Below are 18,953 nucleotides of genomic sequence, written 5' to 3'. Positions count from 1 at the left end.
GATTCCTATCGCGATTTTCGATACTTTTCTTTTGATGAAAATCAAATGAAAATCCACGAAGTAGAAAGCGATAGTGAAGAAAAAACCTCTAGCAAAGGGTTTTATTGCAAAGGAGCCCAAGAACTTCTCGGGCTATTTTATAAAGGGAACTGTTGGTTCTTTTTTTTCGGCGAGAATGCATTCAAGGTTGATGAAATTCGAGGAATAGCACGTTCATATAACGATTCTCAGCATGTCAGAATCAAAGTTGGACTAGCGAAAGGTAATGATGTTAATTCAAGTTATTGTCTCAGTGGAGAAATTTCAGATGATCCCACGCCGTTCATTGAAGATGAAGACTTCGATTTTGGTATGTTCTTCGAGAACGTTGTAAGAAACCCAGAACGACAACATCGTATTTCTCAAAACAATGAAGAAAACTAATCCCGTAGGCGTCATGGGTATAAATTGAAGGTTTAGGTTTGTCCTTTTGGTCATCACCGATGAAATTTAGCGCGCCAATCTGACTTGTAGTTGCCGCACGCTATCGTCCCCGACCAAATTCAACCTCTGCCCCAACACCCCACGCAACACTTCCCGGACGATGTAATCCGGCACCCCCAAATCCACCAGCCGCGTCATCGCCCCCTCGGGCGTATTCGTATGCAGCGTCGACAAGACCATCCGCCCCACCAGCGCCGCCCGACAGGCAATCTCGGCCGTCTCCTCATCCCGGATCTCCCCAACCATCAGCACATTCGGATCCTGACCCTAGCTTACTGAAATCAAATAATTTCACCCGTTTAAACAGGCCCAAAAATTTGCAAAAAACCTCGCCTCAATTGCTTCATTTGGGGTGCGTGCTTTGCTTTATAGGCGCCAGCAGTAAGTGCAGCGCCCAAAAGTTGACTAACCGCGCATATTTGGGATGCGTCCAAGTATGTCAGTACCCTGCTGGTTCCAAAAGTGCAGCAGGTCGATAAAAATCCAGTTTTCCGTCAGTTTGTCGCCGGACCGGCGGTACATGTCTATCACGCGCATGTCGCTGAGCCTGTCGGATGCAGGCATTCCCATGAACCCACCAGACGGTCTGAGCGTCAGGTTTGGCCAACCAAAAAAGCCTCCAAATTCACCTTCTGCGATCCGGGCAATGTGGCCGTTGAACGTGCGGTCCGCCAACCCGTCGCGGAAGGGACCGGCGTGCTGTTTGATGTAACGCTCGATTGTATACGCGGCACCGATCCCCGTTGGCCCCCACCAAATCATATCGTCATTCCAACTGCGTGGCAGCTCTACTTCAAGCCCCATCTCTTCGCGCCCAGTCCAGTCGCGAATGTCGTTGATCATGAACTCGATTGCGGCCATGGTCCGACGCCCTTCCTCGGGGTCTTGCGCATCGAACATCACGCCCGTATGGGTCATTGGTCCGGGTTGTACCAATTGTGCTCCGGTTTGTGACGCGAACAAACGCAAACCGGCCTGCGCTGCAAGATGGGGGATGTCAAAAAACATTGCCGTGTCGGTGATCCTGTCCCCTTCGACACGGTGGAACTCTGCATACCGCAGCATTGCGATTTTGTTGGTGTGTGGAATGTTCAACCATGGTTCATCGAAAAGCCCCATCAGGTGTCCCATCGACGCAACCCAGACACCTCCACCCTCGAGGTGGTTTTCACCAGCCATGAAGATATCCAAACGGCGCTGCATTCGGCGCAGCGCGTTTTGGAGGGGCTTCCAGAACCGTTCGGCAACTTCGACCGGATCATGAATCTCATGGAACGGGTGATAGCCGCGCCAGATGGCGTCAGGTGAAAAGTAGGTTTTAGCCGCAGCCACGGCATCCTCGTCCAGCGCCGCAAAATAGCGTCGAACAAGATCTTTTGCAGATTGTAAATCGGACATATGTACCTCTCGGTTCTTAAGGGAGTCTGCCGGACACTCCGTCAGACTGTTCCGCGGCTCAAGCCGCATATTGCTTCGCCTTGGCGATTTTCATTTCAGGTCCAGATCTTTGAAAATCAGCAACTCCTGTTCGATAGGCTGTTCTGAAAAAGTCATTCTCTTGTCTGCTGCATGCATGGATTTCAGGGATTTGGCCGTCGTAGCTGTCTCATCCGTGCCAGAACGTCTACCCCGAGTTGCTGGTAGATGTGCAGCAAGTCCACCATTACCCAGTTTTCGCGAATGCGATCCCCCTCCACGCGCCAAAAATCCAATCCTCGAATGTCCAGAGTTTGCCCCGTGGGTGGAATGCCCAGGAATCCATCGCCGACCAAAGTTTGCCTCATAGCTGGCCAGCCCGTTTCTCCCACGTAGGCGCCGTCACCAAAAAAGTGGCAAAGGTCATGGAATCTCTGGTCACTCCAGCTTGGCATTCCGGCGACCCATGGCTTCATGTGCCAATCTGTGAACCCGGCAAATCCGCGGGAAGATCCAATGCCGGCCGGACCGTACCAACCCATCCGGGGATGCCAGAACCGCTCTAGCTGCATTTTTTCAGGACCGCCTTTCGCCGGGTAATCCTTCATTTGTTCAAGCATCTCTTCGACAATTTGCAATGATTTTGCCGAGTGTTCGGGATCGGTGTCGCCGCAACTGATCCCATCCTGTGTGGCCGGACCAGGTACGCACCAGCCTCGACCGAGACTTGGGGCCATGGGCCAGACATCTGCCTGCATCATCAATTCAGGCAAGTCCCAGATTGCGTGCATCTCAACGATCTGATCCTCTTCAAACCGATAAAACTCGTGATACCGCATGTGCGCGATATGGCCCGTAGGCGGTATGTCCAAAAACGGTTTCTCGAAGACGCCGTGGATGTTGCCCATGATCCCGACCCAGGGCTGACCTGATTGGCTTTTGCCGGAGATACGGATTTGGTCGCGACATTCTATGTCGGGTAAAGCCACGGCCAGTGGCCCGTAAGTCACATCAAACAACTCACCAACTGTGCAACTGGTTTCAAATGGGGTGCACATCCGGAATCTGACCGATGGGCTGACGAGTACACTTAGTTCCTTTTGGGCTTTATCGGCATCAAAGTTGTAAAGGGCGTTGCGGTACGCGGCCAGTCGAGCAGACGGGCCAGTCGAGGTCAGTTTCATAGTTTGGTCATCCATGAAACTCTTCAACCGGTGCAGTCATTAAACGGCGACGTTTGATCAAATCGAACCCCAACTGTTTCAGAAACCAAAAGTGATCAATGAAGCTCCGGTTCTCGGCCAGATTGTCACCGCCTTTTCGAATTGGATCAACGATACGCCTACCCGCAGTTCCATCGCCGTTGGCGGTGTGCTCCGGGTATCCGCGTTTTGGCCGCATCGTCAGGCTGGGGTTCGCAGGAAAACCATCACAACCGCCCCTAAAAAGGTGAGCCCGATGACTCTTACTGCGAACAAATGATCTCGCATCTTTAGGCTGAGGCACGCTGCAAATCCTGTTTAGATAAGAATAGGTATGCGTACCTTCCTTGGATTCAACCAATAAATCAAGCGCTAAAAAGTTGGGATTTCATTATGAATTTGAGTCTCACAGATACACCCCCTTGACAGAATCTGAGTTTACCTGAAATTTATAAGCATACGTATGCGATTCAAAATCGACGAGGCCGACGTGACACAGAAAGCTAAACTCCCCGAAGATACTTCAGTCGCGCCCGCGACGTCGTCGATGCGCAGTGATGCGAAAACCGTAAAAACGGGAACGCATATTCGATTTAGCCCCTTGAAAGACGAACATATGCCAGCGGACTATTCGATTTCGCTGGAAGAATACCGTCGCGGCGGAACGAAAGAGTTCCTGGGTAAAGAGCCTGATCATCTGGTGACACACCAGATGAACGGGTTTGACGACAAGTACAGAAACATTGTCGACTACATTGTCCGAATAACGCATCAGATCTGGGAAGAAAAAGACATTGGCTGCATCTATGACACTTACAGCCACGACTGCCGCGTGTGGGACGATGTCGGGCTGCAATACGGGCGCGACAAGATCGTCGCAGATACCGTTCATACCAACAATGCGATCCCCGACATACGCCTCGTCGCGGATGAGGTGATTTGGGCCGGCAATGATGACGTGAGTTTTCATACCTCACATCGCACGATGATCATGGGAACCAACACAGGGTACTCCCGCTTCGGCCCCCCCACCAATCGGCCCCTACGGCTGTTCTGCATCGCCAATTGTGTCGCGCGAGACAACGAGATCTACGACGAGCACGTTGCCTATGACACCGCAGCTTTGATCCAGCAAATGGGCTTTAATGTGGGTGAAATGGCCAGACAAGTTGCCTCGCAACGCCCGCAGGGCCCGTTTGCACCGAACTTTGCCGCCAGCGAGCCGAAACGTTTGGCGGGTCAAGCGTTCCCAAAGCGTTATCCGATCCCGGATGTGGTTGATGGAAACGTGCGAGACTTCGTTCACGCGGCATTCGAAAGCATTTGGAACCGCCGGAATTTTGCTGCGATGGATCAAGTTTATGCACCGGACATCGTTTTCGAGGGCTCTACCAGTAGGGTTTACCGGGGGGTGGGCCAGATGCGCTCACATGTAATGTCGATGGTTGCCATGTTCCCGAACATTCGGGTTGCCGTCGATGACATCTATTGGATGGGCAATGCCAATGACGGGTATCTCGCCTCAATTCGTTGGGGTGGTGTCGGCGCGCACCGGGGGAACGGGCCATACGGCGAACCCACCGGGAAGGAAGCCCATATCTGGGGCATCACTCAGTGGCATATTCATAACAACAAGGTCCAGAAAGAATGGACTGTTTTCAATGAGTTCGGGATTTTAATGCAGATTCTGGACGACACCTAACCGCAACCGCGGCAACACGGAGGTTGATATGAAACTGAAACACATACTGCCAGCTTTGGCCATCGGGCTGAGCCCGATGGCGGCTTCGGCCGAGTGTACGATCGAAGGTACGGGCGAAGTGAATGTCTTGTCCAACTTCTTCGAAGCGCTGGAAGTTCTGGCAGCCGAAATGGAAACCTGCGAGCGGGACGGTCTTGTCGTCGAAACCAAGCTGACCACGGATCACAAGGAAGAAACGAACAAAGCGTTTGAATCCTCGACCTCCCCTTGGGACGCAGCCGCTGTTGCAAATAGCTCGATAACTCTGCTTCAGGCCAAGGGACAACTTCGCCCATTGAATGATCTGGTCGAGAAGTACCGGGACAAATACGACATCGAAGATGGGATGCTGATCCGTTTTGGGGACGACATCATGGCGATTGCCTTCATGGTCAACGCTCAACACCTGTTCTACCGCAAAGACATCTTTGAAGAGAACAACATCGCTGTTCCGACCACTTGGGATGAGGTTCTGGAGGCATCCGAGAAACTCAAGGCAGCCGGGATTGAACACCCATATGGCGCGGCCTTTGGCAACAGCTGGGAACTGGCGAATGAGTATGTCAATATGCTGCTGGCCAATGGTGGCACACTGTTCGACCCGGAGACATCCGACTCTACCTTCGAAACGCCGGAGGCAATCGCCGCGTTGGAAAAAATGGGCGCGCTCTACAAGTACATGTCGCCAAATTCGATGTCGATGGACTTCGGTGACGTGAAACGGCAATTGCAACAAGGTGATGTGGCGATGGCCGTTATGTGGGGCAACGAAGCCTCAGGCATGGACGATCCAGACGAAAGCACGGTAGTCGGCAAGATCGGATTTGCTCCGTCGCCCGTCATGGTCGAAGGCGGGGCGCCTGCATCGACATTCTGGTGGGACGGCTATGTTATGCCAAAGAACCTCGATGGTGATCCCGATCTGACCTTCCAAGTCCTGATGCATGCGATGCGGGCTGAAACGGTCAAAGAAAACAATGATGTAACCCTCTGGATTCGGTCGGCATATGAGCCGGGCCAATACACGACGGCGATCACCGACACGGTTGTAGGAGGCGCGCCTCCTTATCCGATGAACCCGCAAGCAGCCTTGGCGCATTCGGCCTTGGGCGAGAATATCGCGGATTTTATCGTCGGTAAGGAAAGTGCCGAGGACTCCCTGGCCGACGCAACAAAGGCATATCGCGCCGCTGCGCGTGATCAGGGCCTGTTGAAATAGGCCAACTCCCTGGTGCCAGCTATGTCGACGCGATTTGACTGGCACCGAACTTCTGACGGGTCGGTTCAATGAAGCGCTCTACCTTCTTTTCGTTCGTTGCACCGTCCTTGGTGTCGATGCTGCTGCTCATCGCACTTCCCCTGGTCGCGATTGTTTATCTCGCATTGTATCAGTCCTTTACGCAGACTGAATTGAAAGAAGTTAAGACTGAGGTGCCTCTGTTCGGAGGATTAACCCGGGAAGTCACCCGAATGGTACCGCAATCGGTACTGGATGCAGACGGCAATCCGGTAAAGGTCTGGAAATATGTCGGTGGGCAAAACTTAGAAAATGCTATCGATGTGGAGGGTCTCAGGGCCTCCATTGACGGGACCAAAGTTGAAAACCCCAGAGAGTTCATCAAAGCGCTTTATCGAGAAATCAGTGATGTAGATTTCTGGTCTGCGCTGGAATTCACGCTTCTTTACACGTTTGTGACGACACCGATCATACTGATCCTGGGGTTCGGCCTCGCCCTTGCAACCAATCGAGTCACGCTGCAACTGCGCGGCTCGGTTGTGTTTGTGACCATTCTCCCGATGATTGTGACCCCGGTGGTCTCGTCCCTCGCGGTCTATTGGCTGTTCATTGATGGTGGCGTGATTGCGGCATCGTTAGAAGCCATAGGTCTCGGTAAGTTCTACTTTCTTGCAGATCAGGTCACGATACGACTTGTTATTATCGCTTACGGGGTTTGGTTTGCCACACCCTTCGCTTTCATTATTCTCTATGCGGGGTTGCAAACGGTTCCGGAAGAGCCGCTTGAAGCGGCGATCATAGACGGGGCCACGCCATGGCAACGCATTCGGTACATCGTGATCCCTTATCTGTCTCCACTATTCGCCGTGATCACATTGATACATGTAATGGACAGTTACCGGGTGTTTGAACCCATTCTGGTTTTCGGTTCACGTGTCTTTGCAAACTCGGTGCAGTACCTAACGTACTACACGCTTGTTTTCGAAGGGAATATCCACAAGGCGGCGGCCTATGCGGTGCTGACGGTGGCCGGGGTCGTTGTATTGCTGATACCGATCATGATCCGGACCTACAAAGATCAGAAAGCCGAAAAATGAGACCAGCGAAACTCAACTTTGCTTCTCGGTTATCTATCAACCTTGGCCTTTGGTTCTGGTTCTTTGCAGCGCTGCTGCCGTTTTTCTGGATGTTTGTCATCTCCCTGCGCAAACCGGTGGATGCGTTTTCAACGCCACCGAAGTTGATAGCGCCAGTGACGTTCGAGAATTTCAGATACATCTGGGTTGAGGATGGGTTTTGGCAGTATGCGATCAACACGACCACTGTAACTGCTTTAACCGTCGTCGTTTCCCTGACGATAGCCAGTTTGGCGGCCTACGCATTGTCGCGATATCGAGGTTCACTTGGGTTTTGGCTGTTGATGGCGGCGATGGTGTTTCGCGCCATGCCCCATGTCGTTCTGTTGACCGCCTATCGTCCGGCCTTTTTTGAACTGGGAATCTGGAGTCGATACGAGACGCTGATCATCGTGCTTGTCGCAATCAACCAGCCGTTTACAATCTGGATGCTGCGGGCATTCTTCATGAATATCCCGCAAGAGCTGGACGAAGCGGCACTGGTTGATGGCTGCAGCCGATGGCAGGCATTCTTCCGCGTAATCGTGCCCGTCATGTGGCCTGGCATTGTGACGGCCGGTCTCTTCTCATTCTTGCTGGCCTATAACGACTTCATCATTTCGAGCCAACTCATGAACGGCGACATGGCGACGATGACTGCGGCTCTCGGCAGCTATATGGGGCAGAATCAGAGCCTTGCCCGGCTGATGCATGGCGTCGCGGGCGCTGTCTCGATCACCATTCCAATCATCATTCTGGTCTTCGTTTTTCAGAAACAAATCGTGTCAGGAATGACCGCAGGTGCAGTGAAAGGATGAAAAATGACTGCTGAATCCAACCTCAAACTTATTCAGGATATGTATGTCGCGTTAAACGCTCAGGATCTTGATGCGCATGACCAGTATTGGCATGAGGATATGATCTGGCACGGGCCGCCGGGTTTTGGCGATATCCACGGCCGTGAACGCTTCAAATATGACGTTCTTGCCGAATTCTACAAAGCGTTTCCTGACTATCATGTCAGCCACGAGATCGAGTTCGCCAACGAGACATGGATTGCAGGGACCGGATACCTGACTGGTCATCAAAACGGCGAATACCTCGGCCTGCCACCCACCGGACGACCGGTGAAGATGCGCTTCTCGGATTTCTGGCTGGTAGTTGATGGCAAACTAAAGGAAAACTGGGTAATGGTTGACCACGTCGATACGTTTAAGCAATTGGGTGTCGATCTGATGGCAGCTGTCAATAGAAGCTAATGCAAAACGGGTTGGCGTGAGTTCCTTTGAAAAAGTCCAAGGTCACTTCAATTGATGTTGCGCGCCATGCTGGCGTGTCTCAATCTGCGGTGAGCCGGGCTTTTTCCCGCACGCCAACCCAGTCCGGTGTTTCCCCTGAAACAAAAAAACGCATTCTCAAATCCGCGGACGAGCTGGGGTACCGCCCCAATGCAATCGCACGTACGCTCATTACGCAAAGATCAAACATAGTCGCGCTGTTGTTCAGCTATCTGGACAATCAGTTCTACGCGCTGGCGCTTGAGAAACTTTGCATAGAACTCCAAAAAACCGGTTTCCATGCGCTCGTTTTTATGATGCCCAGCACAGATGAAGGCGTCGAAGATACCGTATCCCAATTGTTGGAGTATCAGGTCGACGGGATTATTACGGCGTCCGTCGAGCTTTCCTCAACACTCGTTCAGTTCTGTTCTCAGCGCGATATCCCTGTCGTGATGTTCAATCGTTTTCAAGAACATGATGGCATTGCAAGCGTTACAACAGACAATGTTGCAGGCGGGCGCATGGCCGCGCGGCATCTGCTGAAAACGGGGCATCAACGCATTGCACTTCTGTCCGGATGGGAGCGGTCATCTACAAGCCGAGACCGGAAATTTGGTTTTGAGGCTGAGCTTCGGGAAAGTGGCCGCAGTCTTTTTGCTCATGAAGTCGGTCACTTTGATCTCGATAGAACGGGAACGGCAATTCGAAAGATGTTTGGCGGCCCGAAGGAAACACATCCCGATGCCCTATTTGCGGCAAACGACTACATGGCGATCGAAGCGATCAGTATTTTGCGGAACGAGTTAAACATCAGCGTTCCTGATGATCTCTCGGTTATCGGGTTCGATGATATCCCGATGGCTTCCATGCCAGAGTTCGCTCTGACTACGCTAAGGCAGCCCGTCAACAACATGGTTGCCAACGCGGTTCGCCAGATTAACGAGTTGGTGAGAGACAAGTCCATCGAAGTTGAGAACATAGCGCTGGCACCAAAGCTCATCGAAAGAAATACTGTCTTAACCCCTTAAAACTGTGCCACTATTTTGGTGTCATGGGAGGGGTGGAAGCTGGCTCGAAAGCGGTATTCAGATGAAGAGGCGTTGAAGTTATTGCGAGAGATTGACGTCCATCTGCATGATGGTCTGGATGTTGTGGGGGCCTGCCGCAGGGCCGGGATTTCAGACAAAACGTATTAGTACTGGCGCATGAAGTTTGGTGGGATGGTAGATCTCAATTGTCGCAGATGCGGGCGCTGCAAAAAGAGAATTAAAGGCTCAAGAAGATTGTTGCTAATCTACAGCTCGACAAGCTTATCCTGAAGGGGAGCCTGGATCATCTAAAGCTGAAGGCCTGGTGCGGGAGCAACTTCGTCAGGCGGCCAGGTAATGGCCCGGAGTTCATCGCCGCACAGCTTCAGGACCGGCTCAGGCGGGTCGGCATCAAACCGATGCAGATCTATCCCGGCAGCCCCTCGGAAAACGGCTACAACGAACGCTTCAACGGAACACTCCGTCGCGAAGTCCTTAGTGCAGAATGGTTCCACGGCACAAAACAAGCTCAGGTCGTCATCAACATATGACTAAGACAATACAACCAAATCCGGCCTCATCATGCCCTGAACATACGCCCGCCTGTCCCTGAAACCTTGTTAGAGAAACGCTAAATTAATGGTATTGAAACCGGGGGCTAGACGCCGTCCTTGCTTCGCTTGAAGTAGCAGGGTTCCCAAACTTCATTCTTTCTTGCCGCGTGGCTGATTGGAGAAGCGCTACAAGCGTGCAAGCTGTGGGGGACGCCTATGGCAACGATCCACTGGAGCTGTTTCTGGAACCAATCTCTCGGGATGACGCCCGCAGTCTTTTGTCGAAAGACATCGGAGATGAGCGCGCCGAGACTGTTCTCATTCATTTTGAAAAAAAACGGGCTTGAAGGGCTGTAGGCTCAGGACCCATTGATTTCCGTTTGGTTGCGTGATTCATCGCGTTCAAAACGGGCAGTGAACGTGTCCGATCTTTTCTGGTTAAGTGACGAGTAGATGGCGCGTCTGGAGCCCTTCTTCCCAAAGTGCCACGGCAAACCTCGGGTTGACGGCAGGCGTGTCTTGAGTGGGTTTACCTTTGTCAATCGCAAGGGGTTACGGTGGCGCGATGCACCTAGGGAATATGGACCACACAAGACGCTCTATAATCGTTGGAAGCGATGGAGTGACAAAGGTACGCCTTTCAGCGACACCCGGTGGGCAACATACAATCTATACTCGTTTATGTATTTGGTGCATTGGCCACGTTGAGCGGAATTGAAGTGGCACATGAACTCGTAAATTCAATTCACGTCCGGAATCTGTTCGTTTAGCCAATACTCCGAGTTTGCAGGTGGTGAGCATTTGAACCACCGCCGATTTTGCGTTTGCACTCCTCGCGTCTGGTGCTCCTGAAAAGACCGAAGCAGAACCTAGTCAGTAAGATTATGCCAATTGCTTTAGCCGGGGCATCAAATCCAAGAGTTCCCGTGTGTACGGATGCTCTGGAGTTGTAAACAACAAGTCCGTTTCCTGAACCTCAACCAGCTTTCCCTGGCGCATCACGCCCACCCGGTCACACATCTGACGCACGACCGGGAGATCGTGGCTGATAAAGAGCATAGTCAACCCGAGGTGGTCCTGCAGGTCTTTGAGGATATTCAGAATTTGCGCCTGAATGGACACATCCAGGGCGCTGGTCGGCTCATCGCAGATCAGAAACCGGGGCTGAGTTGCCAGGGCGCGGGCGATACAAATGCGCTGACGCTGCCCGCCGGAGAATTCATGTGGATACTTGCGCCACGCGTCCTTGGCGAGCCCGACCCAGTCAAGTAACTCGCGTACACGCGGTTGGATTGCAGGCTTGGGCAGGATTTTGTGGTGATGGATTGGCTCGGCAACCAGATCCCCGACCCTCATGCGTGGGTTGAGGCTGGAAAAGGGGTCCTGAAAGATCATTTGAATCTGGCGACGATAGGTTTGCAGGGTGTCTGCCCCCATGGCCGTCACATCCTGCCCGTCAAAGATCACGTGGCCGCCATCCACCGGATACAATGTTCCGATCATCCGCGCGACGGTGGATTTACCCGAGCCGCTTTCGCCCACAAGCCCAAAAACCTCGCCGTCTCGAATGTCAAAACTGACCTGATCGACGGCCGTAAAGTACTTGCGTTGCGACGGTAGCAGCCCGCCCTTTTGCAAGAACGTTTTGGTGATGTTCTCGACCTCAAGCAGCTTGCCGGATTTTGACAGGTCGGTCTTATCCCAATGTGCGGCCAGATCATCGATCTTGAAGGTTCTTTCCCGCTCGCCATAGCTGACCACCGGAAAGCGTTCGACCTTGGTATGAGGTCGTGGAACGGCGGCAATCAGGGATTTGGTGTAGTCATGCGTGGGCGCGCCGAGAATCTGATCGGTTGTGCCGCTTTCGACCACGTGGCCGGAATACATCACGGTGACCGTGTCGGTAGTGTCGGCAATAACGCCCATGTCGTGCGTCACGAGGATAACGCCCACCTGGCGCTCTTTCGCCAGTTCCTTGATCAGGTCCAGCACCTGCGCCTGCACGGAGACGTCCAAGGCCGTTGTGGGTTCATCCGCAATCAGGACGGTGGGTTCGGTGCACAGGGCCAAGGCGATCACAACCCGCTGACGCATCCCGCCGGAAAACTGGTGCGGATATTGATTGAACCGATCCGCCGGGTCGGGGATCGACACGCGATCCAGCAGGGCGATGGCGCGCTTTTTAGCCTCGGATGCAGACAGGCCAAGGTGTAGCTGGATCGTCTCGACCAGTTGCTCACCCACTGTGAACAGCGGGTTGAGCGAGGTTAGCGGATCCTGAAAGATCATCCCGATCTCTTTGCCCCGGATTCTGCGCTTGTCCTCGGCATCAAGCGCGTCGATCCGACGCCCGTTGAGCCAGACCTCGCCTTCGGACACATGCGCCGGGGGGTCCAGCAGGCCGATCACGGCGTTGCCGGTCATGGATTTGCCAGCGCCGCTCTCGCCCACGACCCCCCGGATTTCACCGGGGTAGAGGTCATAGGTCACGTGCTCTACCGGCTTGAAGCTGCCGCGGCGGGTGGGGATTTCCACCGTAAGGTTGCGGATCGAAAGAACGGGGTCGGTCATTTCAGCCTCGGGTTCAAAACATCGCGCAGCCAGTCGCCCAGCAGGTTCACACTCAGCGCCAGTGCCAGCAGGGTGCAGGCCGGGAAGAACAGGATCCACCACTCACCCGAGAACAGGAAACCCTGTCCGATGCGGATGAGCGTGCCCAGCGACGGCTGTGTCGGCGGGGCGCCCACACCAAGAAAACTGAGCGTCGCCTCGGCAATGATTGCCAGCGCCAAGGAGATGGTTGCAATCACAAGTACAGGAGACAGCACATTGGGCAGGATATGGCGCAGCATGATCGTCAGTGGGCTTTGCCCGATGATGCGCGCGGCGGCGACATAGTCCTTGTTTTTCTCCACCAATGTTGCGCCCCGAACCACCCGAGCGAACTGCACCCAATCGGACAGGCCAATTGCAAGGATCAGCACCCAGATTGCCATCTGGTCGCGATATTCCACCGGGGTTATGCCTTTGGCGATGCCAAAGATCAGCATGGCCAGCAGGATCGAGGGGAAGGTCAGTTGCACATCTGCGGTACGCATGATGATGGTTTCGGTCCAGCCGCCGAAATATCCGGACAGAAGACCCAGAATGATTCCCAGCACCATGGCAAACAGGACCGCTGCGACCCCGACAAACAGCGAGATTCGCATCCCGTACAAGATCGTCGAAAACACATCCCGCCCTTGATCGTCGGTGCCCATCAGGAAGCTTTCGCCGGTAAAGGCATTCGGTTCCATCGGCGGGGTGAAACCGTTCATCAGGTTCAGGCTCGACGGGTCGAACGGGTTCGTCGGCGCAATCAGCGGCGCGAACACGGTGGCAGTTATGAGCACCAACGCCACAGCTGCAGAAGCTACGGCTACGGGGGACCGACGAAAGGCGTAGAACTGGTCGCTGTCCAGGATGGCTTGCAGACGGCTCATGCGCTGACCCTCAGGCGTGGGTCGATGAACGCGTAAAGAATGTCGACCGCAAGGTTGATGGTGACGAAAATGACCGAAATCATCATCAGGTAAGCTGCCATGACAGGGATATCCACGAACTGGACGGCGTTGATGAACAGAAGGCCGAGGCCCGGCCATTGGAACACCGTTTCGGTGATGATGGCGAATGCGATAATGGCACCCAATTGCAGACCGATTATGGTGATCACGGGCACCATCGTGTTCTTCAGCGCATGGCGATAGTTGATAACCCGATCACTCAGGCCACGGGCGCGGGCAAAGCGGATGTAGTCTTGCCGGAGCACTTCCAGCATTTCAGACCGTACTAGACGCATGATCAGGGTCATTTGATACAGGCCCAGCGTAATCGCAGGTAAAATCAACGCTTTAAGCCCGCTTGCCGTCAGTAAACCGGTGTTCCACCAACCCAGGTCAACGACCTCTCCGCGTCCGAAGCTGGGAAGCCATCCAAGTTCAACCGAAAAGATGTAGATGAGCAGGATGCCGATCAGGAACGTGGGTAAGGAAACCCCGATGAGCGAGGCCGACATGATGAAATTCGCCGCAAAACCATCCCGCCTGATGGCGGTGAAAACGCCCAACGCGATTCCAAGAACGATCGCGAACACGGCCGAGACCAGCGCCAGTTCCAGCGTGGCTGGTGCGCGTTCAGCCAGAATTTCGGCAACAGGGCGGCCCTGACGGAAGCTGACGCCAAAATTACCCTGCACGGCCTCTTGTAGAAACTTCACATATTGCACCGGGAATGGCTGATCGAGGCCCAACTGGCTGCGCAGACGCTCTACATCTTCCATGGTGCGTTCCTGCCCCAGCATGTTGTCGATCGGATCGCCGACAAAACGGAACATGGAAAAGGCGACGAGGCCCACGACAAAGAGGACCAGCGCCGACTGGGCCACACGTCTGATGATGTATGACAGCATTTAGTTGACCGTAACCCAACGCAGAAGGAAGAAGTTATCGGGCCGCTGCGTCAACTCGATGTTGCTGCGCGCGCCCCAAACCAGTGGTTGGACGTAAAGGGGCACATAGGCCACATTGTCCTGCAAGATACCAGCGACCTCATCCAGCATCGCCTGACGCTTGGGTTCGTCAATTTCGGACTGGATCATGGGCAGCAACTCATCGATGCGGGCGTTGGAATACCCGCCAAAGTTCCAAGACCCCAGCTTCTTTTCCTCGTTGGGAGTCGAGGCAAGAAAGCGCACGGGATGTTCGGCGTCGAACGTTCCGGGCGACCAGCCCAGCAGATACATGTCGAAATTGTCAGCTCGCAGTTCCGGCCAGTAGTTCTGAACGGGCATCGCGTCGAGTGTGACAGTTAACCCAACTTGCGTCAGCATGGCCGTTATCGCCTGGCAGACGGCCTCGTCATTCAAATAGCGATTGTTGGAGCACTTGAAGCTGACCTCGGCACCTTCAGCCCCGGCCTCAGCCAGTAGCGCCTTCGCGCCTTCAGGGTCGAAGCCATACGGGTCTGCGTTTACAACTGAGAACCCACGCATGGCAGGGCTGACAAGCTGGCTCGCCACTTCGGCGTTGCCGCGCATGATGGTTTGCAGGATAGCCGGTACGTTGACGGCCTTGGCTACAGCCTCTCGAACACGCGGGTCACGGAACAGATCAGAACCGCCTTGCCCTGCTTCGCTTGCGCCCTCCTTCTGATCAAAGCCCAGCATGATGACGCGTGCTTCGATACCTTGAACGACCTTAACGTCCGGGTTGCTCTGCAACCGGGCCACGTCCTGAATGGGGACAGGATTGATGAAGTCCACATCACCCGACAACAACGCCGCCAGTGCGGTTGCCGGATTTTGGATTGGCACCAGTTCAGCGCGGGTCAGATTGTGTTCCGGCTCTCCCCACCAACCGTCGAACGGTTCCAGAACGGTGCGCAAGCCCGGCTCGCGCGCTATGACGCGGAAGGCACCGGTGCCGTTGGCGTTCAGTGTCGCGTAGTTGCCAGCCTCTTTGTCCGGCAAACCGGCTTCATTCGCCTCGGCCCATCCGCTGTCCAGGATCATCCAGTTGGCGATGCTGTCTGGAAAGATCGGGTTGGGCGCGGTCGTCATGACATCAACAGTATAGTCGTCGACCTTCACAACCTCGCTGACAGGGGCGAACCAGCTGCGGGTATCCGAGTTTTCGTCCGAGGCACGCTGATACGAGAATATCACGTCATCTGCGTTGAACTCGGACCCATCATGAAACGTAACACCTTCGCGCAGTTTGAAGCGCCAGCCCGCGCCGTCACCGATGGTCTCCCAACTGGTCGCTAAGGCCGGTTCGATGGACATATCTTTGCCCCGGCGGACAAGTCCTTCGTAGACATTGTTCAGAAATCCGAGAACGGGCGCGGAGTTGACTGCATGAGGGTCCATCGTTTGTGGGTCGGTTGTGACCGCGAACGTGAACTCTTCGGCTGCTACGGGTAAGGCAAGCGCGCCCATGAGCGCGGCAGTGGTCAAACGTTTCATAATAGCTCTCATTTACGTGGCGGCGGGCCTCGCATTCCGAGGCCCGGCCACTTTGCTCAATTCAGACCGAAGTGCTTCACCATGGGTTGATCCTCGGGATCGACGTCAATGGCCAGATTTTCAGCCATGCCCCAGTTCAAAACCTGGTGGTGGATTGGGATGTACAGCTGCTCATCCTGCACGACACGCCAAATGTCGGCAATTGCTTGGTCGCGGGCAACAAGGTCCGTGTTTGAGGCCAGCGATTTGATCTTGGCATCAAGCTCGTCATCGTTGAAGCCCGTGCCATTCCAGGTGCCGATTTCGCTTTCCCGGCCGTGGACCAGGAAGTTGAAGATATACTCCGAGTCATATGTCGGAACACCCCAACCCAGCATGTAAAAATCGGTCTTGCCATCGGTGATCAGAGGAAAGTGCTGCGCCTTGGGCTTGGCATCCAGATTCACGGTAATGCCAATCTGACCCAGCATGCCGACCGCCGCCTGGCAGATCCCTTCGTCGTTGATGTAACGATCATTGGGGCAGTCAAGACGGATAGAGAAGCCATCAGGATAGCCTGCCTCGGCCAAAAGAGCTTTCGCCGCTTCGACATCCGTGCTGCTTTCGGCATCCATCTCGGCCGTCCAACCATTTACAAAGGGCGGTGCGATCATGCCGGCGGGTTGCGATTGACCCCGCATCACCACCTGCTTAATGGCATCCCGGTTGATCGCCTTGGACATCGCCTGACGCACGCGCACATCTGCGAGGGGGTTCTTGCCATCGACGTTATCGGCCTCGATATCGTCTGTGCCCTGGTTCATCCCGAAAAAGATAACCCGGTTCTGAGGCGCTTGCTTGACCACAAGGCCATCCGCAGCATTGACCCGTTCCAGATCCTGAACCGGCATATCCTGAAGGAAATTCACTTCGCCGGACAGCATGGCCGCGACGCGCGTCGCGTTGTTCTGGATGGGCGTATAGATGATCTCGCTGATCGCCATTGGGAACTGGTCGCGACCCCAGTAATCCTCGTTCCGCTCCATGACGGTTTTCACGTCCGGTTCGCGGCTGACCAGCCTGTAGGGACCGGTGCCGTTCACGTTAGTGGTCGCAAAGGTGATTTCACCACCTTCAAAATCCTGAACATCGACCGTGTTGTTCGCCTCAGTCCAGCCTTTGTCCATGATGAACAGGTCGGTCAGGTTTGCAGGCAGGATCGGGTTCGGACCATCGGTCACGATCTCGACCGTGTGATCATCGACCGCGCGCACCTCGACAATGGAATTGATCAGCTCTTTCATGTCAGAGTTCGGCTGCTTGGCGCGGTTGATGCTGAACACGACGTCTTCAGCGTTGAAATCGGCCCCATCATGGAATTTCACACCCTGGCGCAGGTTGAACACCCAGACATTGGGATCTTCCTCGCTGGGTGCCCAATCGGTCGAGAGCGCGGGTTCAAAGGCACCCGTTGTGTCCCGGATAATCAGAGGTTCATACATCTGATGGCGTACGGTATGCGTGGGTCCTTCGTTTTGCGAATGTGGGTCCAGCGTCAACGCATCTCCAGAGCGTGCCCATCGCAGTGTTTCCGCCTGAGCCAGCGTTGTCGTCGTCAGCAGCACCGCGAGCGCGAGCATTGATTTTTTCATTATTTTCTCCCATTTCTGCAGCCACTTGGCTGCATTGAATCCGCGATACGATGTCGCAAATCTCTGTCAACGTTGTAGTTGGCGATAGCATACCAACTGCGGATGCTTGTCAATCGGTCAACGCAGTGCTGGATTGCCAGACGTCAGCGGATGCGTTTGATTGTCTCACACCCGGGCGGCGGCGTAGCTACATCATCCACGTCTATGGGTCAAAGAGACCTGAAACACAAGCGAACCGGATTGCAAAAATCGCGCCACAAAATCCTGCGACGCAAAAGCCAGTTGGAACGTTGATCGATCGGATCCAACAATGCGATCGCCCAACTCTGGGAGGTCTCCCCCTGTGGGTTTGAGGGATCGCCTGTCATGCTCGACAAAGCTGTCAATACAGAGGCCAGTTTTGGGTTCAGGGAGAGCCAACCGCCTCAGGCGCTCCAAATCTTTCAAAATAATGAGGCGTTTAGTTTACTGGGTGATGTGCTGAGCGCCAGACCGCCAGATTTATGAGGCCGCCGCAGTTCGACGGCCTTCGTCGAGAACAACCGATTGATTGACAACGCCACCGGCTTCTGAGCATCAGCAGATATGCTGCGGTACACCATGCCATATGCGCGACCCGGGCAGGTTGTCGGGCTGTTCGGTGGGTCTTTCGATCCGCCGCATCAGGGCCATGTGCATGTCACGCGTGAGGCGGTGAAGGCCTTTGGGCTGGATCGCGTGTGGTGGCTGGTGTCTCCGGGCAATCCTTTGAAGGCGCGCGGGCCTGCGCCATTGGCTCGGCGGATCGCGGCGGCGCGGAATGTGATGCGGCACCCGCGCGTTGAGGTGACGGATATCGAGGCGCTGATGGGGACGCGGGCGACGGCGGATACTCTGGCGGCGCTCAGGCGGCTTTACCCGCAAGTGCGGTTCGTCTGGCTGATGGGTGCGGACAATCTGGCCCAATTTCACAAATGGAAAGACTGGCGGCGGATCATGGACAGCGTGCCGGTGGGGGTTGTGGCACGACCGGGGGACCGGATTTCGGCGCGCATGTCTCCGGCCGCGCGGGTATACGCTCCGTACCGCATCGACGGGCAGGCGCGGCATTTGCTGGGGCGGGCAACGGCCCCGGCATGGTGTTTCGTGAACGTGCCGATGGTGGATGTCAGCTCGACCGAGATTCGTACACGTTCAGGATGGAGCGAAGGGGTGTTGCCTGAATAGCCCCACCGGGCACATAATCCGACCGAGCGGTTGTGTGCTCTTTGTCTCTGAGATTTTAA

Annotated in this window: 19 protein-coding genes and 1 pseudogene; 12 read left to right on the top strand and 8 right to left on the bottom strand. The window is 54.6% G+C overall.

Features of this window, described 5'->3' with window-relative positions; translation table 11 throughout:
• Positions 1–45 precede the first annotated feature (45 nt).
• Complete coding sequence (locus tag ACR3E0_RS17605; RefSeq protein WP_480480147.1) at positions 46–423, top strand: hypothetical protein; 378 nt, start codon at positions 46–48, stop codon at positions 421–423.
• A gap of 66 nt (positions 424–489) precedes the next feature.
• Here ACR3E0_RS17605 and ACR3E0_RS17600 read toward each other — a convergent pair whose 3' ends face one another.
• From ACR3E0_RS17600 to ACR3E0_RS17590, 3 genes are all read right to left on the bottom strand, one after another.
• A complete protein-coding gene (locus ACR3E0_RS17600; protein WP_480480146.1) occupies positions 490–735 on the bottom strand; it encodes an ATPase, T2SS/T4P/T4SS family in 246 nt (81 codons plus the stop codon).
• Between the two features lie 153 nt (positions 736–888).
• The gene (locus ACR3E0_RS17595) at positions 889–1,881 is read right to left on the bottom strand and encodes a nuclear transport factor 2 family protein (protein ID WP_480480145.1); all 993 of its coding nucleotides are present in this window, start codon (positions 1,879–1,881) and stop codon (positions 889–891) included.
• Positions 1,882–2,063: 182 nt separating this feature from the next.
• Entirely contained in the window at positions 2,064–3,098 is a 1,035-nt protein-coding gene (locus ACR3E0_RS17590; RefSeq protein ID WP_480480144.1) for an ester cyclase, read from the bottom strand.
• 466 nt (positions 3,099–3,564) lie between these two features.
• Between ACR3E0_RS17590 and ACR3E0_RS17585 the strand changes: the two genes are divergently transcribed.
• From ACR3E0_RS17585 to ACR3E0_RS17545, 9 genes and pseudogenes are all read left to right on the top strand, one after another.
• Positions 3,565–4,803, top strand: a complete 1,239-nt coding sequence (locus ACR3E0_RS17585; RefSeq protein WP_480480143.1) for a nuclear transport factor 2 family protein — start codon at positions 3,565–3,567, stop codon at positions 4,801–4,803.
• A gap of 28 nt (positions 4,804–4,831) precedes the next feature.
• A complete protein-coding gene (locus ACR3E0_RS17580; RefSeq protein ID WP_480480142.1) occupies positions 4,832–6,061 on the top strand; it encodes an extracellular solute-binding protein in 1,230 nt (409 codons plus the stop codon).
• Positions 6,062–6,129: 68 nt separating this feature from the next.
• The gene (locus ACR3E0_RS17575; protein ID WP_480480141.1) at positions 6,130–7,176 is read left to right on the top strand and encodes a carbohydrate ABC transporter permease; all 1,047 of its coding nucleotides are present in this window, start codon (positions 6,130–6,132) and stop codon (positions 7,174–7,176) included.
• Complete coding sequence (locus tag ACR3E0_RS17570; RefSeq protein ID WP_480480140.1) at positions 7,173–8,012, top strand: carbohydrate ABC transporter permease; 840 nt, start codon at positions 7,173–7,175, stop codon at positions 8,010–8,012. Before ACR3E0_RS17575 ends, ACR3E0_RS17570 begins: the two co-directional genes overlap by 4 nt.
• A gap of 3 nt (positions 8,013–8,015) precedes the next feature.
• Positions 8,016–8,453 (top strand): ester cyclase, encoded by a 438-nt coding sequence (locus ACR3E0_RS17565; protein WP_480480139.1) that lies wholly within the window; start codon positions 8,016–8,018, stop codon positions 8,451–8,453.
• Between the two features lie 26 nt (positions 8,454–8,479).
• The gene (locus ACR3E0_RS17560) at positions 8,480–9,502 is read left to right on the top strand and encodes a LacI family DNA-binding transcriptional regulator (RefSeq protein ID WP_480480138.1); all 1,023 of its coding nucleotides are present in this window, start codon (positions 8,480–8,482) and stop codon (positions 9,500–9,502) included.
• A 419-nt stretch (positions 9,503–9,921) separates the two neighbouring features.
• Entirely contained in the window at positions 9,922–10,053 is a 132-nt protein-coding gene (locus ACR3E0_RS17555; RefSeq protein ID WP_480480137.1) for an integrase core domain-containing protein, read from the top strand.
• 197 nt (positions 10,054–10,250) lie between these two features.
• Positions 10,251–10,403 carry a hypothetical protein gene (locus tag ACR3E0_RS17550; RefSeq protein ID WP_480480136.1) on the top strand — a complete coding sequence of 51 codons (153 nt, stop codon included), beginning with the start codon at positions 10,251–10,253 and terminating at the stop codon, positions 10,401–10,403.
• Positions 10,404–10,509: 106 nt separating this feature from the next.
• Positions 10,510–10,689: pseudogene (locus ACR3E0_RS17545) on the top strand (transposase); the annotation flags it as partial.
• 249 nt (positions 10,690–10,938) lie between these two features.
• On the opposite strand, the gene ACR3E0_RS17540 reads toward ACR3E0_RS17545, so the two are convergent.
• Genes ACR3E0_RS17540 through ACR3E0_RS17520 form a run of 5 tightly spaced genes read right to left on the bottom strand, consistent with a single transcriptional unit; the run spans position 10,939 to position 17,688 of the window.
• Complete coding sequence (locus ACR3E0_RS17540; protein ID WP_480480135.1) at positions 10,939–12,627, bottom strand: ABC transporter ATP-binding protein; 1,689 nt, start codon at positions 12,625–12,627, stop codon at positions 10,939–10,941.
• Positions 12,624–13,538, bottom strand: a complete 915-nt coding sequence (locus tag ACR3E0_RS17535; protein WP_480480134.1) for an ABC transporter permease — start codon at positions 13,536–13,538, stop codon at positions 12,624–12,626. Before ACR3E0_RS17535 ends, ACR3E0_RS17540 begins: the two co-directional genes overlap by 4 nt.
• The gene (locus tag ACR3E0_RS17530; protein WP_480480133.1) at positions 13,535–14,503 is read right to left on the bottom strand and encodes an ABC transporter permease; all 969 of its coding nucleotides are present in this window, start codon (positions 14,501–14,503) and stop codon (positions 13,535–13,537) included. The genes ACR3E0_RS17535 and ACR3E0_RS17530 overlap by 4 nt, the downstream gene beginning before the upstream one ends.
• Positions 14,504–16,057: an ABC transporter substrate-binding protein gene (locus ACR3E0_RS17525; RefSeq protein WP_480480132.1), complete on the bottom strand. Its 1,554-nt coding sequence runs from the start codon at positions 16,055–16,057 to the stop codon at positions 14,504–14,506.
• A gap of 56 nt (positions 16,058–16,113) precedes the next feature.
• Positions 16,114–17,688 carry an ABC transporter substrate-binding protein gene (locus tag ACR3E0_RS17520; protein WP_480480131.1) on the bottom strand — a complete coding sequence of 525 codons (1,575 nt, stop codon included), beginning with the start codon at positions 17,686–17,688 and terminating at the stop codon, positions 16,114–16,116.
• 50 nt (positions 17,689–17,738) lie between these two features.
• Between ACR3E0_RS17520 and ACR3E0_RS17515 the strand changes: the two genes are divergently transcribed.
• Positions 17,739–18,041, top strand: a complete 303-nt coding sequence (locus ACR3E0_RS17515; protein WP_480480129.1) for a YdeI/OmpD-associated family protein — start codon at positions 17,739–17,741, stop codon at positions 18,039–18,041.
• A gap of 232 nt (positions 18,042–18,273) precedes the next feature.
• Complete coding sequence (locus tag ACR3E0_RS17510; protein WP_480480128.1) at positions 18,274–18,894, top strand: nicotinate-nucleotide adenylyltransferase; 621 nt, start codon at positions 18,274–18,276, stop codon at positions 18,892–18,894.
• The last annotated feature ends 59 nt before the right edge of the window (positions 18,895–18,953 follow it).

The sequence above is a fragment of the Ruegeria sp. AJ12 genome, assembly GCF_056536245.1.
The sequence above is the reverse complement of the archived record's forward strand: the minus strand, read 5'-3'. Positions and strand labels throughout refer to the sequence as shown.

Excerpts from the sequence above, each read along its gene's own strand:
- ACR3E0_RS17585 (WP_480480143.1), top strand. The coding sequence starts at position 3,565 with ATGCGATTCAAAATCGACGAGGCCGACGTGACACAGAAAGCTAAACTC.
- ACR3E0_RS17595 (WP_480480145.1), bottom strand. The coding sequence starts at position 1,881 with ATGTCCGATTTACAATCTGCAAAAGATCTTGTTCGACGCTATTTTGCG.
- ACR3E0_RS17540 (WP_480480135.1), bottom strand. The coding sequence starts at position 12,627 with ATGACCGACCCCGTTCTTTCGATCCGCAACCTTACGGTGGAAATCCCC.
- ACR3E0_RS17520 (WP_480480131.1), bottom strand. The coding sequence starts at position 17,688 with ATGAAAAAATCAATGCTCGCGCTCGCGGTGCTGCTGACGACGACAACG.
- ACR3E0_RS17580 (WP_480480142.1), top strand. The coding sequence starts at position 4,832 with ATGAAACTGAAACACATACTGCCAGCTTTGGCCATCGGGCTGAGCCCG.
- ACR3E0_RS17510 (WP_480480128.1), top strand. The coding sequence starts at position 18,274 with ATGCTGCGGTACACCATGCCATATGCGCGACCCGGGCAGGTTGTCGGG.
- ACR3E0_RS17590 (WP_480480144.1), bottom strand. The coding sequence starts at position 3,098 with ATGGATGACCAAACTATGAAACTGACCTCGACTGGCCCGTCTGCTCGA.
- ACR3E0_RS17535 (WP_480480134.1), bottom strand. The coding sequence starts at position 13,538 with ATGAGCCGTCTGCAAGCCATCCTGGACAGCGACCAGTTCTACGCCTTT.
- ACR3E0_RS17555 (WP_480480137.1), top strand. The coding sequence starts at position 9,922 with ATGCAGATCTATCCCGGCAGCCCCTCGGAAAACGGCTACAACGAACGC.
- ACR3E0_RS17570 (WP_480480140.1), top strand. The coding sequence starts at position 7,173 with ATGAGACCAGCGAAACTCAACTTTGCTTCTCGGTTATCTATCAACCTT.
- ACR3E0_RS17575 (WP_480480141.1), top strand. The coding sequence starts at position 6,130 with ATGAAGCGCTCTACCTTCTTTTCGTTCGTTGCACCGTCCTTGGTGTCG.
- ACR3E0_RS17525 (WP_480480132.1), bottom strand. The coding sequence starts at position 16,057 with ATGAAACGTTTGACCACTGCCGCGCTCATGGGCGCGCTTGCCTTACCC.
- ACR3E0_RS17605 (WP_480480147.1), top strand. The coding sequence starts at position 46 with ATGAAAATCCACGAAGTAGAAAGCGATAGTGAAGAAAAAACCTCTAGC.
- ACR3E0_RS17515 (WP_480480129.1), top strand. The coding sequence starts at position 17,739 with ATGTCGCAAATCTCTGTCAACGTTGTAGTTGGCGATAGCATACCAACT.
- ACR3E0_RS17565 (WP_480480139.1), top strand. The coding sequence starts at position 8,016 with ATGACTGCTGAATCCAACCTCAAACTTATTCAGGATATGTATGTCGCG.
- ACR3E0_RS17530 (WP_480480133.1), bottom strand. The coding sequence starts at position 14,503 with ATGCTGTCATACATCATCAGACGTGTGGCCCAGTCGGCGCTGGTCCTC.